Here is a 14898-nt window from a genome sequence, read left to right as displayed (position 1 = left end):
GGGGCTGGCGGTGGGTGTCGGCCGGCGCCGCTATCCAAACGCAGGCACAGCCGCCATACTCCGGGGCTGTTGAAAACCTGCCGTGCGCATCGACTGGCGCGGGCCCTGGCGCACCATGGACAAGCACTACCTGACCCCGTTGTTCAACCCCCGCTCCATCGTGGTGTTCGCGGGGCCGGGCCCGGCCTCGGCGACGGGGGGCGAGCCGGCCACCACGCCCGATGGCGAGCGCCTGTGCGCCATGTTGCAGGCCTCGCCGTTCGACGGCCACGTGCAGTACCTGGACATCGCCCACACCGCGGGCAGCCTGGCCGACCTGGCGCGCTCGCGGGCCGACCTGGCCATCATCGCGCTGCCGTTCGATGAGGCCTTGTCGGCCCTGGAGATCGCCGGCCGCATCGAATGCCAGGCCGCGCTGGTGCTGTCCAGCGACATGGATGCGACCCAGGCGGCCCAGCTGCGCGAGGTGGCGCTGCGGCACGAGATGTACCTGCTGGGGCCGAACACGCGCGGGTTCCAGCGCCCGCAGCAGGGCCTGAACGCCTGTGTGGTGGGCGACATGGCGCAGTCCGGCCCGCTGGCGCTGGTGTCGCAGTCGGGCTCGCTCACGTCCTCCATCCTCGATTGGTCGGGCAACAACGGCGTGGGCTTTTCCAGCGTGGTGTCGCTGGGGCCGCACACGCTGCTCGACGTGGCCGATGTGCTGGACTTCCTGGCCTCGGACCGGGACACGCATTCCATCGTGCTGTACCTGGAAGGCATCACCAACGCGCGCCGCTTCATGAGCGCCCTGCGCGCGGCCGCGCACGCCAAGCCCGTGGTTGTGCTCAAGGCCGGCCGCAAAGAGGCCGGCAACCGCGTGGCGCTCACGCACTCCGCCACCATCGTCGGCAGCGACGACGTGTTCGACGCCGCGCTGCGCCGCGCCGGCGCGGTGCGTGTGCAGTCCTTTGTGCAGCTGTTTTCGGCCGCCAAATGCCTGGCCTCGCGCTACCGGCCCACGGGCAAGCGCCTGGGGCTGATCAGCAACGGCGGCGGCCCCGGCGTGCTGGCGGCGGACTGGGTGAGCGAGCTGGGCCTGCAGCTGGGTGTGCTCAGCGAGTCGGCCCAGGCCGAGCTGCTGCCGCAGCTGCCGCCCAAGGCCGACCTCAGCGGCCTGGTCGACCTGTCCGAAGACGCGCAGGCCGAGCACTACAAGCTGGCGCTGACCCAGGCGCTGGCCGACCGTCAGCTCGACGGTGTGCTGGTCATCTGCGCGCCCAAGCCGGGCCAGGACGCCAAGGCCATGGCCCAGGCCGTGGCCGACTGCAAGCCGCTGGTGCACAAGCCGCTCATCGTCTGCTGGATGGGCGACGCCTCGGTGGGCGAATCGCGCGAGGTGCTGGCGCGCGCGCGCATCCCCAGCTTTCGCACGCCCGAGGCCGCCGTGGGGGCCTTCGGCAACATCGCGTCGTACTACCAGAACCAGCTGCTGCTGCAGCAAACGCCGCCGCCGCTGACCGAGATGGCCAAGCCCGATGTGGAGGGCGCTCGGCTGCTGATCGAAGGCGTGCTGTCGGAGCGGCGCACGCTGCTGACCGAGATGGAGTCCAAGGCCCTGCTGTCGGCCTTCCACATCCCGGTCACGCAGACCGTGCTCACGCGCAGCCCCAACGAGGCCATGATGATGGCCACGCAGCTGGGCTTCCCGGTGGCGCTCAAGGTCGATTCGCCCGACATCGCGCACAAGAGCGACGTGGGCGGCGTGGTGCTCAACCTGGCCAGCGCCACCGCGGTGCGCGATGCCTACGAGGCCATCATGCAGGCGGTGCAGCGCAACCGGCCCGACGCCCACCTCAACGGCATCACGGTGCAGGCCATGGCGCGCAAGCGCCGCGGCCGCGAGCTGTACATCGGCCTGGTCAGCGAGCCGCCCTTCGGGCCGGTGATCGCCTTTGGCGCCGGCGGCGTGATGATCGAGCTGATGGACGATCGCGCCATGGAGCTGCCGCCGTTGAACCAGTACCTCGCCCGGCGCTTGATCGAGCGGTCGCGCGTGTCCAGTACCCTGGGTGAGTGGCGCGGCTCGGAAGCGGTGGACCAGACCGCGATCGAGCACGTGCTGCTGCGCGTGTCCGAGATGGTGTGCGAGCTGCCGCAGCTGCGCGAGATGGACATCAACCCGCTGATCGCCGACGAGCAGGGCGTGGTGGCGGTGGACGCGCGCATCGTGGTGAGCAACGCGGCGGTGTCGAGCCGGCCCTACAACCACCTGGCCATCCTCCCGTACCCGGCGCAGTTCGAGCAGCGCCTGCCGCTGCGCGGGGGCGGCGAGTACACCATCCGGCCGGTGCACCCCGACGATGCCCAGATGCTGCAGGAGCTGACGCGCGGCCTGTCGTCGGAGAGCCGCTACTTCCGCTTTGCCTCGGCCATGAGCGAGCTGCCGCCCTCGATGCTGTCGCGCTTCACGCTGATCGATTACGACCGCGAAATGGCGCTGGTGGCCGTGGTGCGCGAGCGCCAGGCCGACGACACCGGCGCCATCCTCGAGCGCGAACGCATCATCGGCGTGTCGCGCTACATCACCAACCCCGACCGCACCAGCTGCGAGTTTTCGCTGCTGGTGGCCGACGACTACGCGGGCCGGGGCCTGGGCTCGCGCCTGATGCTCAGCATCACCGACGCGGCGCGCGAAAAAGGCCTGGCCGAGATCATTGGCCTGGTGCTGACCAACAACCACACCATGCTCAAGCTGATGCGCAGCCTGGGCTTCGACGTCAAGCCCTACCCGGGTGATCCGGACTTCCGGCTGGTGACCAAGCGCCTGTGAGGCGCAGCGTCCTGGCGTGGCGGGCCGCTGTGCCGGCGGCCGCAGCCCGGGGCGCGGCTGGTGACCGGCGACCTGTGGCCGCGATCAGGTGCGCAGGGGGCGTTGATTGAGTTCAATACCAGTATGCGCCCTTTGTCGTTCAATTGAAAACGGCAATGGCTGCATACTGCCTGGCATCGGCGTCAATGCGGCTTGCCAGGCAGCCGCGCAACGTCATCGGCCGGGCAGATGGGGCCGACGCCACCAGGGCCGGCCGCCGGGAGGGCTACAGGTCGCGCGCCAGGCGGCCCAGGCGCGTCACGGCGAATTCGAAGTACTCCGGCACGCAGCTCAGGTGGTCCCGCTCGCCGGTGGTGCAGTCCGTCAGGCTGACATCGCGTGCCCCGGCGGCCTGCAGGTTCTGCAGCGCCTGGACCGAGGTGGCGTAGGGCACGGTCTGGTCGTCCCGGCCGTGGAACAGGTAGACCGGGACGCTCGGCGCCCAGCCCAGGTCCACGCTGTGCTCGGCCGCCAGGGCGGCGGTGTCGTCGGCCAGGTAGCGGTCGATGAACAGGGTCTGGTAGGCCACGTCGGCGTCGCCCGGCAGCAGCTGGTTGACGAGGAAGCGGCGGATCTCGCTGCGCACCCACTCGGGGGCGTCGCGCAGGTTCGAGGGCTTGAACAAGGCCTGCAGGCCGCGCGGCAGGCCTTGCAGCAGCTCGTCCAGCGTGAGTTTGACGTCGTACGGACCGGCGCCGGGCACGGCCGCGACCAGCTGCTGGTTCAGGGTGCCGCCCGCTTGCTGCAGGGCGCGCTGCGCGGCCAGGGTGGCGTAGCCGCCTTCGGAGTAGCCGGCCAGGAACAGCTGGCCGTTGTCCGCCACGCCCTGCTGCAGGCGCCAGGTCTGCGCGGCGGTGAGCAGGTCGACCACGGCGTTGGCGGTGGGGGCGGACGTGAGGTAGGGGTGGTCCAGGCCCTGCGTGCTGCCGAAGCCGACGTAGTCGGCCGAGACCACGATGTAGCCCAGGGACGAGAGCACGATGGGCGCCTCCACGGCCTCGACCTTGAGGCTGGGCGCTTCGGCGTTGCGGAAGGTGGTGGCGTGCTGGTAGCTCAGCACCGGGCTGGGCGCGCCCGCGGCCTTGTCCGGCACGCTGATGAGGCCCGAGGCCGTGACCCGCACGCCGTTCTTGTCGGTCGTGGTGTAGGTGATGCGGTAGTTGCTCACGGCATGGCGCGGCACCAGCGCGGTGTCCGGCCCCAGTTTGCTGTCCGGGTCGCGCAGGCCGGCCAGCACCTGGGCGGCCGAGATCGTGTTGACCAGGGTGACCGACTGCAGGCCGCCGCGCTCACCCGGGGCGGGCGTGGGGGCCGGCGCCGGTGTGGGCGCCGGTGCCGGGCTCGGGGTGGGCGCTGGGCTGGGGCCGGGGGAAGGCGCCGGGGTGGGTGCGGGCGCGGGCGCGTCGTCATCGCCCCCGCCGCCACAGGCTGTCAACGCGGCGGACACGGCCACCAGGGCGAACCAGCCCGACAGGCGGCTCAGGCCACGCGGGCGTGTGGAAGGGATGGGGTGGCGGTCGGACATGCGGGGGCCTCGGGGTCTGCACGGTGAACGTCGGCACAGGCCGGAGCAAGCGTTGCCAGAGGCCTGTGCAGGGTGAGGCGGCGACTGTAGTGGCCGCCATGCCCGGCCGAGCGGACTCGGGGCCATGGGGCCATGCCTCGGGGCGCGGTGGTGTGCAAAAAGCCGCATTCCGGCGCCCGCGCTTGCGCCCAAGCGCGTGGTCATCGCCCCGCTGAAGACCACGTGATCCAGGACTACGCCGGCTCGCTGGCCTGGGCCGCAACCGGCTGTCCTCGGCCAGGCGGCTGGCGCCGCACTGTCCCGCACAGGCACCCCGCCGAGCCCGAATGGCGGTATCAATGCCGGCGCGTCGGCAGGGCCTGCGGTTCGGGCCCCGTCGAACGACATCCACCCTCACCATCATCAGGACACGCACATGCAAGGATTGGGTTCTCTGGAGAACAAGACCGTGATCGTCACGGGTTCGGCACAAGGCATCGGCGCCGCGCTGGTCGGCAAGATCATTTCATTGGGCGGCCGCGCGGTGGCCGTCGACCTCAACGGCGACAAGCTGCGCGAAACCATGTCCCCTTACGGCGACCGCGTGCTGTCGCTGGCCGGCGACGTGGCCGACCCCGATTTCGTGGCCGAGTCGGTCGAAAAGGCCGTCAGCCATTTCGGCGCCGTGCACGGCCTGTGCAACAACGCCGGCATCACGCGCACGGCCATGATCGAGAAAATGTCGCTCGACCAGTGGAACCAGGTGCTCAACGTCCACCTGACAGGTGCCTTCCTGTGGACCAAGGCCGTGGGCATCCACATGATCGAGCGCTTCAAGGCCGGTGACAAAACCCCGGGCGCCATCGTCAACCACTCGTCGGTGGCCGGCCTCAAGGGCTCGATCGGCCAGATCAACTACTCGGCCGCCAAGAGCGGCCAGCTGGGCATGACCATGGCCACGGCGCGCGAATTCGCGCGCTACGGCATCCGCTGCAACACCGTGTGCTTCGGTGTCATCGAAACGCCCATGACCGAAACCATCCGCGGCGACAAGTTCCGCGACGGCATGCTGGCCGGCATTCCGCTGGGCCGCTGGGCCCAGCCCGACGAGGTCACGCCCATGATCTGCTTCCTGCTGTCGGACGACGCCGGCTACATCACGGGCCAGTACATCGCCATCGATGGCGGCGTGCACATTTCGGTCTGACCCTCTGAAACGCAGTATGGGCTGATTGCCGTTTTCAAAACAACGATAATCAACCCATACTGCACATGAAAAAAGCGCCCGGCATGCCGGGCGCTTTGCGTTGGGATCAGGCCCTGAGGCCTGATGCCCATCAACGGGCGTACGCCGTTTCGCCGTGCGAGGAGATGTCCAGACCTTCGCGTTCGGCTTCTTCCGAGACGCGCAGGCCGACGGCCACGTCCGCGATCTTGAAGGCGATGTAGGCCACGATGCCCGACCAGACCATGGTGACCACCACGCTCACGATCTGGATCCACACCTGCTTGCCCATGTTGAAGGTGTCGGGCGTCAGGCCACCCGTGCCACCCAGGGCTTGCGAGGCGAACACGCCGGTCAGCACGGCACCGACGATGCCGCCCACGCCGTGGACACCGAACACGTCGAAGGCGTCGTCCACCTTCAGCATGCGCTTGAGGCCGTTCACACCCCACAGGCAGGCCACGCCGCCGATCAGGCCCATCACGATGGCGCCCATGGGGCCCACGAAACCGGCTGCCGGCGTGATGACCACCAGGCCACCCACGGCACCCGACACGGCGCCCAGCATCGAAGCCTTGCCCTTGAGCAGCGATTCACCCGCGACCCAGGAGATGGCGGCGGCGCCCGTGGCCACGATGGTGTTCACGAAGGCCAGGCCTGCACCGCCGTTGGCCGCACCGGCCGAGCCGGCGTTGAAGCCGAACCAGCCCACCCACAGCAGCGAGGCACCGACCATGGTCAGCGTCAGGCTGTGCGGCGCCATCGCTTCGCGGCCGAAGCCGATGCGCTTGCCCACCATGTAGGCGCCCACCAGGGCGGCCATGCCGGCGTTGATGTGCACCACGGTGCCGCCTGCGAAGTCCAGCGCGCCGTCGGCCGCCAGGATGCCGCCGCCCCACACCATGTGGGCCATGGGCACGTAGCTGAAGGTGAACCACAGCACCGAGAAGATCATCACGGCCGAGAAGCGCATGCGCTCGGCAAAGGCCCCCACGATCAGCGCAACCGTGATGGCGGCGAAGGTCGACTGGAAGGACACGAACACGTATTCAGGGATGGTGGCCAGCATGTGCGACAGGGTGTCGGGGGCGATGCCCTTCAGGAACACCTTGCTGAAGTCACCGAAGAACTTGCCTTCGCCCGAGAAGGCCAGCGAGTAGCCATAGATGACCCACAACAGCGTGATGGCCGAGAAGATCATGAAGACCTGCAGCAGCACCGACAGCATGTTCTTGCTGCGGCCCAGGCCACCGTAGAACAGCGCCAGGCCGGGGATGACCATCAGGATCACCAGCATGGTCGAGGTCAGCATCCAGGCGGTGTCGCCGGAATCGAGCTTGGGCGCATCCGCCGCGGCCTCGGCCGGTGCGGCAGCCGCTTCGGCGGCCGGCGCCTCGGCGGCGGCTGGGGCTGCCGCCAGGCTCATGCGCACGGCGCGCGCTTCGTCGGGGTTGCCGGCCTGGGCCACGGCATCGGGCTTTTGCAGCACGATGCGGGCTTCGGCCACACCGGCTGCCACCAGCGCGTCGCGCACGGCGATGGCGCGGTTCTTGGCCAGCTCGGCATTGGCGGCCGGGTCACCCGAGGTGTCGGTGAAGCCCGACAGCTGGACGGCGGCGCCTTCAACGGCCTTGAGGTGCTCGGCCACGGCCTGGACGGCCGTGTTCGCTTCGGCCGACAGCTCGGTCTTGCCGGTTTCGAACAGCACGCTGGCTTCGGGGAAGTCGGCCGCCATGGCCTTGCCCGAGAGGGCAGAAAGGGGCACCAGCAATGCCAGCAGCATTGCAAACAGTGAGAGGTATCGTCGCATTCGGTTGCTCCGTCTGACAGTCAATGGGGAAACTGGGGGTGGCAGGCGTCAGATGGCACTGGCGCCGGTTTCACCGGTGCGGATGCGCGTGACCTGTTCAAGCTCGAAAACGAAAATCTTGCCGTCGCCGATCTTCCCGGTGCGGGCGGCCGACTCGATGGCTTCGACGGCGCGGTCGAGCAGCTCGTCGTCCAGGGCGACTTCGATCTTGATCTTGGGCAGGAAATCGACCACGTACTCGGCCCCGCGGTACAGCTCGGTGTGGCCTTTCTGACGGCCGAAGCCCTTGACTTCGGTGACGGTGATGCCATTGACCCCGAGCTGCGACAAGGCTTCGCGAACCTCGTCGAGCTTGAAGGGTTTGATGACGGCAGAGATGAATTTCATGCAGCGGCTCCTTGATGTGCCGCAGGCTGGCGCGGCTCACCCAGGCCTCAAGCACGGATCGTGCCACCCGCATTCAGCCGGCGCCGCCAGGGGCCGCTCCGGCATCAGTATTCACGAAAGTAGCCTGAAAGGCGTAAGGACAAAGGCTGATACCACTGCTTACCAATGGCGGGGCGGTTGCGCGGCCTTGGCCCCGCCATGGTGCAGCCGCGCGGGCCGCGCCTTGCGCAACGCTGGTGCATGGTTAGCGTGCACCGTCATGGTGCGTTGCTGTATTCGGAGCCGAACGGCGGCCGATTTGCACTGTGTTGGTGCTTGCCTGCGGAAGCGTGTTCGGCCCGGCGACCTCATGCGAAGATGTGCCGCAGGGGGAACACACCATGAGCCTGGCCATCGTTCGCAGCCATGCCCAGCTGGGGCTGGAGGCGCCTGAAGTCACCGTTGAAGTGCACCTGGCCAATGGCTTGCCGAGTTTCACGCTGGTGGGCCTGGCCGACGTGGAGGTGAAGGAGGCGCGCGAGCGCGTGCGCAGCGCCCTGCAGAACAGCGGCCTGGCGTTTCCGCACAACAAGCGCATCACGGTCAACCTGGCCCCCGCCGACCTGCCCAAGGATTCGGGCCGGTTCGACCTGCCGATCGCGCTCGGCATCCTGGCGGCATCGGGGGCCATCGACCCGGTGCGGCTGGCCGACCATGCCTTCGCCGGCGAGCTGTCGCTGACGGGCGCCTTGCGGCCCGTGCGTGGGGCGCTCGCCATGGCCTTGCGCCTGCGTCGGCAGGAACAGGCCGGTGGCGCCGGCCTCGCGCTGGTGCTGCCGCTGGCGTCGGCCCACGAGGCGGCGCTGGTGCCGGGCCTGGCCGTGTGGGGCGCCGAGCACCTGCTCGATGTGGTGGCCAGCCTGGCCCCGGCCGGCGTGGGCGCCGCCGATCCCGTGGACGACGCTGCGACGCCCGGCCCCGCGTGGTCTGCGGGCGGGGCGGATCGCGGCGACGCACAGGCCACCCGCGAGGCGCAAGGCCTGCGCCGCATCGCGCACCAGGCCCCGGCCGTGCGCCGCGCCAGCCAGCCGGACCTGGCCGACGTCAAAGGCCAGGCCGGCGCTCGCCGTGCGCTCGAAATCGCGGCCGCGGGCCAGCATTCGCTGCTGCTCAGCGGTCCACCGGGTTCGGGCAAGTCCATGCTGGCGCATCGCTTTGCCGGCCTGCTGCCCGACATGAGCGTGGACGAAGCCCTTGAATCGGCGGCCGTCGCCAGCCTGGCCGGCCGTTTCACGCTGGAGGGGTGGTGCGTGCGCCCCACGCTCAGCCCCCATCACTCGGCCAGTGCCGTCGCCCTGGTGGGCGGGGGTTCGCCGCCACGGCCGGGCGAAATCTCGCTGGCGCACCAGGGCGTGCTGTTCCTGGACGAGTTGCCGGAGTTTCCGCGGTCTGCCCTCGAAGCCCTGCGCGAGCCCCTGGAAACCGGCCACATCGCCATCGCCCGCGCGGCCCAGCGCGCCGTGTTTCCGGCGCGTTTCCAACTCATCGCGGCCATGAACCCCTGTCCCTGCGGCTACCGCGGCTCCACCGTGCAGGCCTGCCGGTGCACCCCCGATCAGGTGCGGCGCTACCAGGCCCGGCTCAGCGGCCCGCTGCTCGACCGCATCGACCTGCAGGTGGAGGTGCCCGCGCTGGCGCCCCAGGTGCTGCTGGATGCGGCCCCGGGCGAGTCCACCACGGCCGTGCGGGCGCGCTGCACCGCGGCGCGCGAGGTGGCCCTGGCGCGCCAGGGCGTGCCCAACCAGGCGCTGCAGGCCCAGGACCTCCAGACCCACGCCCAGCTGACCCCTGCCGCCGCCCAGTTGCTGGAAAAAGCCGCCATCCGCCTGGGCTGGAGCGCCCGCGCCACGCACCGCGCCCTGCGCGTGGCCCGCACCGTGGCCGATCTGGCACACAGCCGGCTCATCGAGCCGCCGCATCTGGCCGAGGCCATGCAGTATCGGCGGCTTGTCGTTCACGATTGATCGGAAGTAGACCCATACTGCGCATGAATGAAGCAGCTTCGGCCGCATGAGGGTGCGCGATTCAGGCGCCGTGGGGCTTGGCCAGCAAGGCGAAGTCATTGGCGCCCATGACGGGTCTCCGGCAGTCGGGCCGGTTTGGCCTGGACGCGTGGGCCCGCGGGTTTTCCCCTGCAAAACAGGGGACATGCGCCTCCTTGACAGGCCCTGGGGGCCTCTGGACCATGGCCGCCTGCTTGGCGGGCGGGCCGGTTGGCCCAACCTGGGCAGGTTGTGTGGAACATCGCCGGCGCGCAGCATGCCGGCACAGGAGACAAGATGGTTGCATTCAAGGTCAAGGCCATGGTCGGCGCGCTGGCGCTGTGTGCGTTGCAGGTGGGCGCATTCGCGCAAGACGTGAAGCTGGGGGCGGTGTTCCCCATGAGCGGCCCGAACGCGACCTATGGCGATCTCTTCTCCAGCGGGGCCAACTTGGCGGCCGAGCACATCAACGCGGATGGCAAGCTCAAAGGCAAGATGAGCGTCATCTACGAAGACAGCCAGGCCCTGCCGCAGCGTGGCGTGATCGGCATGAACAAGCTGGTCAGTGTGGACAAGGTGCCCTATGTGCTGACCGGCTTCACCGGCGTGTCCAAGGCCGTGTCGACCGTGGGCCAGCGCACCAAGACCGTGGTGGTCAACGCCGGCGGCGTGGGCCCTGACCTGGCGGAGCTGGGCGAGTACTTCTGGAACGCGATTCCGCTTGTCAACTACGAGGTGCGCGCCATGGTGCCCTACCTGGTGCAGCAGAACCTCAAGAAGGTGGCGCTGATCTACGTGGACGACCCCTTCGGCCAGGCCATCGTCAAGGAGCTGGAGGGCGAGCTGCCCAAGGCCGGCGGCTCGCTGGTGGGCAAGCTCTCGGTGCCGCCGACCTCGCAGCAGTTCGGCGGCATCGCGGCCAAGGTGCGCGAGCTCAAGGCCGATGCCGTCTACATCGCGTCGTATGGCGCGCAGCAGTTCCAGATCGCCAAGCAGCTGCGCGACAACGGCGTGAAGGAGCAGCTGGTCAGCTACTCGGCGTTCTCGGTGCCCGAGATCCAGACCCTGCCCGAAGCCAAGGGCACGCTGTATTCGGAGCTGCTGATCGACCTGGCGGCCACCGACCCGCTGACCAAGCGCTTCGTGGACGACTTCAAGAAAAAGCACGGCAAGGCGCCCACCAACTACGTGGCGAGCTACTACAACGCCACCAAGCTCTACGGTGACCTGGCCATTGCGCTGCAGAAAGAGGGCAAGCCCCTCACCGGCACCAACCTGCTCGAGGCGCGCAAGAAGATCAACACCTTCGACTTCGTCGGCGGCAAGGTGACCTTCCTGCCCAACGGCACCGTCATGGCGCCCATGCAGATCAAGACCGTGGACGGCAGCCCCAGCGGCAAGCAGGTGCAGGTGGTGAAGGCCAACTGAATCGGGCGGCTGTGAATGAGGTGTGGAGTATGAGGCGGTCACCGATGACCATTCATTGGCGACATGCGCATACACCATGCGTCATTCGCGGCGCTTGACGCAGACTTGACGCGAGGAGCGATCCGATGTTTTTGCAGTTGCTGGTCAATGGCCTGCAGCTGGGGGCGCTCTATGCGCTCACGGCTGTGGGCTTTTCGCTGATCTTTGGCTCCACCAAGATCTTTCACTTTGCCCATGGCGCCACGCTGACGATCGCGGCCTATGTGTTCTACGAGATGTACGCCGTGCTGGGCTGGCACTGGGTGCCGGCTTCGCTGGTGTGCGCGCTGGCGGCCGTGGTCTTCGGCGTGCTGCTCGACCGCCTGGTCTACGCGCCCATCCAGCGCCATGAAGGCTCGTTCTTCACCGTGTTCGTGGCCGCCTTCGGCGTCGGCATCGTGGTGCAGAACGTCATCGGCATGGTGTTCGGCCGCGCCTTCGTGTCCATCGATTCGCCGCTGTCCAAGGGCGTGGAGTGGAACGGCCTGATCCTGTCGCCGATCGCCGGCATCGCCATCGTCTGCGGCCTGGTGTTCTTCGGCGCGCTGCAGCTGTTCCTCACGCGCACGCACACCGGCACCGCGCTGCGTGCGCTGGCCGACAACCCGGCGCTGGTGAAGGTCTACGGCCTGAGCCCGCGTCGCCTGTCCACCCTGGTGTTCGCGCTGGGCTCGTTCATCGTCGTGCCTGCGGCCATCATCACCGGCCTGACGGGCGGGCTGAACCCGGCCATCGGCCACCACGTCATGCTCATCAGCCTGGCGGCCACCATCGTCGGCGGCGTGGGCAGCCTGCGCGGCGCCGCCTGTGCCGGCGTGCTGCTGGGCGTGGCCGAAAGCCTGGCCCTGTGGGTGCTGGACCCGCAGTGGAGCGAGGCCGTGACCTTCGTCGTGCTGTTCGCCTTCATCCTGTTCCGCCCGTCCGGCTTCTTCGGCCGCCCTGTGACGAATTGAGGCCGCCATGACCAGTTACATCATCAACCTCTTGGTCCTCATCTGTGTCAACGCCACGCTGGCGGTGACGCTGAACTTCATCATGGGCTATGCGGGCATCTTCTCGCTGGCCCACGCCATCTTCTTCGGCATCGGCTCATACGTGGCGGCCTATGTGGCGCTGCATTTCACGGGCTCGCTGCTGGTGATCCTGCCGGCCGCGATGCTCATCTCGGCCCTGGTGGGGCTGGCGCTGGCGCTGCCGGCCCTGCGCGTGCGCGGCGAATACTTCGTCGCCGCCTCGCTGGGGCTGCAGGTCATCGGCGTGACCGTGTTTTCGGAGTGGAAGAGCGTGACCGGCGGCATCGGTGGCGTGATGGGCTTTCCGCCAGCCTCGCTGCCGGGCCTGAGCTTCGAGTCGCCCACGGCCTTCCTGATCTGGTCGGTGGTCATGCTGGTGCTGATCCTGCTGGCCATCAACACGCTGCTGCATTCGAGCTTCGGGCGCAACCTGCAGGCGATCCGCGACAGCGAATCGGCCGCGCTGGCCTACGGCAAGAACGTGGCCATGATCAAGACGCTCTCGGTCGTGTTCTCGTCGGCACTGGCGGCCACGGCCGGCGTGGTCTATGCGTTCTACATGAGCTTCGTCAACGTGGAGAGCTTCACGCTGGACACCTCGGTGCTGGTGATGGCCATGGTCATCATCGGCGGCACCGGCACCATCTGGGGGCCGCTGGTGGGCGCGGTGCTGCTCATGCTCATCCCCAGCCTGACCAGCTACATCCCCGGGCTGCCGCAGACCGAGGTCGGCTCCATCCAGCAGATCATCTATGGCGCGGCCATGGTGCTGCTGATGATCTTCCGCCCGGGCGGCATCATGGGCGGCAAACACGGGGGGGTGAAATGAACGCACCGCAAACCCAATCCACCATGCCCACCGAGGCCCGCACACCGGGCGAGGTGCTGCTCGACATCGCGCACCTCAACAAGTCCTTTGGCGGCCTGAGGGTGACCAACGACGTCTCGTTGCAGCTGCGCGCGGGCATCGTCACCACGTTGGTCGGCCCCAATGGCGCCGGCAAGACCACGCTGTTCAACCAGATCACCGGCCACCTCAAGCCCGAAAGCGGCGAGGTGCGCTGGCAGGGCCAGTCCGTGCTGGGCCGTTCGCCCTGGCAGATTGCGCGGCTGGGCATTGCGCGCACCTTCCAGGACCTGCGCCTGTTCGACCACATGAGCGTGGAAGACAACGTGACCACGGTGATGGAGCCCGCGGCCTGGCTCTGGCAAGGCGGCGGCAAGGCGGCCAAGGCCGAGCGACGGGCGCGCACGGCGCAGATCCTGGCGCGCGTGGGCCTGACGGCGCGCGCCAAGGAGCGCGCGATCGACCTGTCGTACGCCGAGCGCAAATTCCTCAGCATGGCGCGCGTGCTGGCCTCGGACGCGCGCATCTGGCTGCTGGACGAGCCCGCGTCGGGTCTGGACCGCGGCTCGTACGAGCGCTTTCTGGGCCTGCTGCGCGACAGCGTGGCGAGCGGCATCACGGTCTGCATCATCGAGCACAACCTCGACATCGTGGTCGGCATCTCCGACCGCATCGCCTTCCTGGACCAGGGCAAGCTGCTGGCCGAGGGTGATCCCAAGACCATCCTGAGCGACCCCAAGCTGGCGGCGATCTACTTCGGGGAGCAGACGGCATGACACAGATGATGCAGTATGGGGTCATGGCCGTCTCATGTGAAACGGCAGTGGCCTCATACCCCAATGCCTTCAGCCAAGGGGACACCGCATGAACAACCTGGTGCTGGAAGCCCACAACCTGGTGGTGGGCTATGGCGGCCGTCCGGTGCTGGACGGCGTGAGCATGAACCTGCGGGCCGGCGAGGTGCTGTGCCTCATCGGCCACAACGGGGCGGGCAAGTCCACGCTGCTCAAGACGCTGTTCGGGCTCATGAGCCCGACCTCGGGCGAGATCCGCCTGCACGGCAAGCCCGTGGCCAGCGCCGATCCGCGCAGCCTGACGGCGGCGGGCGTGTCGCTGGTGCCCGAGGGGCGCGGGGTGTTCCCCAACCTTTCGGTCAGCGAGACGCTGGAGATGGGCATGTGGGCCGCGCAGGTGCCGCAGGCGCAGCGCGCGCAGCGGCTGGCCTGGGTGTTGGAGACGCTGCCGGCGATGCGCAACTTCCTGCAGCAGCGCGCGGGTTCGCTGTCGGGCGGTCAGCAGCAGATGGTGTCCATCGGGCGCGCGCTGCTCAACCAGCCCCGGGTGCTGCTCATGGACGAGCCCTCCATCGGCCTGGCGCCCAAGCTGTTCCAGGACCTGATGGCGCCCATCCGCGAGATGCAGCTCAAGACGGGCGTGTCCATCCTGCTGGTCGAGCAGAACGTGAAAGAGGCGCTCAAGATCGCCGACCGCGTCATCGTCATGAAGTCGGGCGCGCTGATCCACGAAACCGTGCCGGCCGAGTTGCAGGACAACGCCAAGCTCATGGCCCTGTACTGAGGCCTGCGACCCGCGGGCGGCGCCCGGCCGGTCGCGCCGGATCGCGACGCGGGTCGCTGCCGTTTCGGTCTGATGCCATGGCACCGCGTCGCTGCGGTGGGGTGCGGCGGTCGGGTGTCGCGGCACGCCGCCGTGGTCGGGCGCCACCCAAGGCGGCGGGCGGTGCACGGCCTGCAGCGGGTCCGCCGCGCACCG

Annotated in this window: 11 protein-coding genes; 8 read left to right on the top strand and 3 right to left on the bottom strand. The window is 68.7% G+C overall.

Features of this window, described 5'->3' with window-relative positions; translation table 11 throughout:
- Positions 1–115: 115 nt before the first annotated feature.
- The gene (locus CCO03_RS00375) at positions 116–2812 is read left to right on the top strand and encodes a bifunctional acetate--CoA ligase family protein/GNAT family N-acetyltransferase (protein WP_087283840.1); all 2697 of its coding nucleotides are present in this window, start codon (positions 116–118) and stop codon (positions 2810–2812) included.
- Between the two features lie 265 nt (positions 2813–3077).
- Here the strand turns inward: CCO03_RS00375 and CCO03_RS00370 are convergent, their stop codons facing one another.
- Positions 3078–4376, bottom strand: coding sequence for an alpha/beta hydrolase family protein (locus CCO03_RS00370; RefSeq protein WP_157667417.1), 1299 nt, complete (start codon positions 4374–4376; stop codon positions 3078–3080).
- 415 nt (positions 4377–4791) lie between these two features.
- Here CCO03_RS00370 and CCO03_RS00365 point away from each other — a divergent pair, with 415 nt between their 5' ends.
- Positions 4792–5562 (top strand): SDR family NAD(P)-dependent oxidoreductase, encoded by a 771-nt coding sequence (locus tag CCO03_RS00365; RefSeq protein WP_087275741.1) that lies wholly within the window; start codon positions 4792–4794, stop codon positions 5560–5562.
- A 130-nt stretch (positions 5563–5692) separates the two neighbouring features.
- Here CCO03_RS00365 and amt read toward each other — a convergent pair whose 3' ends face one another.
- Entirely contained in the window at positions 5693–7363 is a 1671-nt protein-coding gene (amt, locus tag CCO03_RS00360) for an ammonium transporter (protein WP_205690339.1), read from the bottom strand.
- A 75-nt stretch (positions 7364–7438) separates the two neighbouring features.
- Positions 7439–7777, bottom strand: coding sequence for a P-II family nitrogen regulator (locus CCO03_RS00355; protein ID WP_087275739.1), 339 nt, complete (start codon positions 7775–7777; stop codon positions 7439–7441).
- A gap of 380 nt (positions 7778–8157) precedes the next feature.
- On the opposite strand from CCO03_RS00355, the gene CCO03_RS00350 reads away from it, so the two are divergent.
- The 6 genes from CCO03_RS00350 to CCO03_RS00325 all read left to right on the top strand — a co-directional run bounded on the left by CCO03_RS00350 (position 8158) and on the right by CCO03_RS00325 (position 14703).
- The gene (locus CCO03_RS00350) at positions 8158–9780 is read left to right on the top strand and encodes a YifB family Mg chelatase-like AAA ATPase (protein WP_087275736.1); all 1623 of its coding nucleotides are present in this window, start codon (positions 8158–8160) and stop codon (positions 9778–9780) included.
- A gap of 315 nt (positions 9781–10095) precedes the next feature.
- Positions 10096–11226, top strand: coding sequence for an ABC transporter substrate-binding protein (locus CCO03_RS00345; RefSeq protein ID WP_087283835.1), 1131 nt, complete (start codon positions 10096–10098; stop codon positions 11224–11226).
- Between the two features lie 125 nt (positions 11227–11351).
- Complete coding sequence (locus tag CCO03_RS00340; RefSeq protein WP_087275731.1) at positions 11352–12218, top strand: branched-chain amino acid ABC transporter permease; 867 nt, start codon at positions 11352–11354, stop codon at positions 12216–12218.
- 7 nt (positions 12219–12225) lie between these two features.
- A complete protein-coding gene (locus CCO03_RS00335) occupies positions 12226–13107 on the top strand; it encodes a branched-chain amino acid ABC transporter permease (protein ID WP_087275728.1) in 882 nt (293 codons plus the stop codon).
- Positions 13108–13130: 23 nt separating this feature from the next.
- Complete coding sequence (locus tag CCO03_RS00330; protein WP_236903957.1) at positions 13131–13901, top strand: ABC transporter ATP-binding protein; 771 nt, start codon at positions 13131–13133, stop codon at positions 13899–13901.
- 88 nt (positions 13902–13989) lie between these two features.
- Positions 13990–14703: an ABC transporter ATP-binding protein gene (locus CCO03_RS00325; protein WP_087275723.1), complete on the top strand. Its 714-nt coding sequence runs from the start codon at positions 13990–13992 to the stop codon at positions 14701–14703.
- Positions 14704–14898: the final 195 nt, after the last annotated feature.

The organism is Comamonas serinivorans, from assembly GCF_002158865.1.
GTDB classification, from domain to species: domain Bacteria; phylum Pseudomonadota; class Gammaproteobacteria; order Burkholderiales; family Burkholderiaceae_C; genus Comamonas_E; species Comamonas_E serinivorans.
Note: the sequence above shows the minus strand (reverse complement) of the source record. Positions and strands in the feature narration are given on the sequence as shown.

Bases quoted from the DNA above. Each gene is read 5' to 3' on its own strand.
- CCO03_RS00325 (WP_087275723.1), top strand. From the start codon at position 13,990: ATGAACAACCTGGTGCTGGAAGCCCACAACCTGGTGGTGGGCTATGGC.
- CCO03_RS00335 (WP_087275728.1), top strand. From the start codon at position 12,226: ATGACCAGTTACATCATCAACCTCTTGGTCCTCATCTGTGTCAACGCC.
- CCO03_RS00370 (WP_157667417.1), bottom strand. From the start codon at position 4,376: ATGTCCGACCGCCACCCCATCCCTTCCACACGCCCGCGTGGCCTGAGC.
- CCO03_RS00345 (WP_087283835.1), top strand. From the start codon at position 10,096: ATGGTTGCATTCAAGGTCAAGGCCATGGTCGGCGCGCTGGCGCTGTGT.
- amt (WP_205690339.1), bottom strand. From the start codon at position 7,363: ATGCTGCTGGCATTGCTGGTGCCCCTTTCTGCCCTCTCGGGCAAGGCC.
- CCO03_RS00355 (WP_087275739.1), bottom strand. From the start codon at position 7,777: ATGAAATTCATCTCTGCCGTCATCAAACCCTTCAAGCTCGACGAGGTT.
- CCO03_RS00375 (WP_087283840.1), top strand. From the start codon at position 116: ATGGACAAGCACTACCTGACCCCGTTGTTCAACCCCCGCTCCATCGTG.
- CCO03_RS00350 (WP_087275736.1), top strand. From the start codon at position 8,158: ATGAGCCTGGCCATCGTTCGCAGCCATGCCCAGCTGGGGCTGGAGGCG.
- CCO03_RS00365 (WP_087275741.1), top strand. From the start codon at position 4,792: ATGCAAGGATTGGGTTCTCTGGAGAACAAGACCGTGATCGTCACGGGT.
- CCO03_RS00330 (WP_236903957.1), top strand. From the start codon at position 13,131: ATGCCCACCGAGGCCCGCACACCGGGCGAGGTGCTGCTCGACATCGCG.
- CCO03_RS00340 (WP_087275731.1), top strand. From the start codon at position 11,352: ATGTTTTTGCAGTTGCTGGTCAATGGCCTGCAGCTGGGGGCGCTCTAT.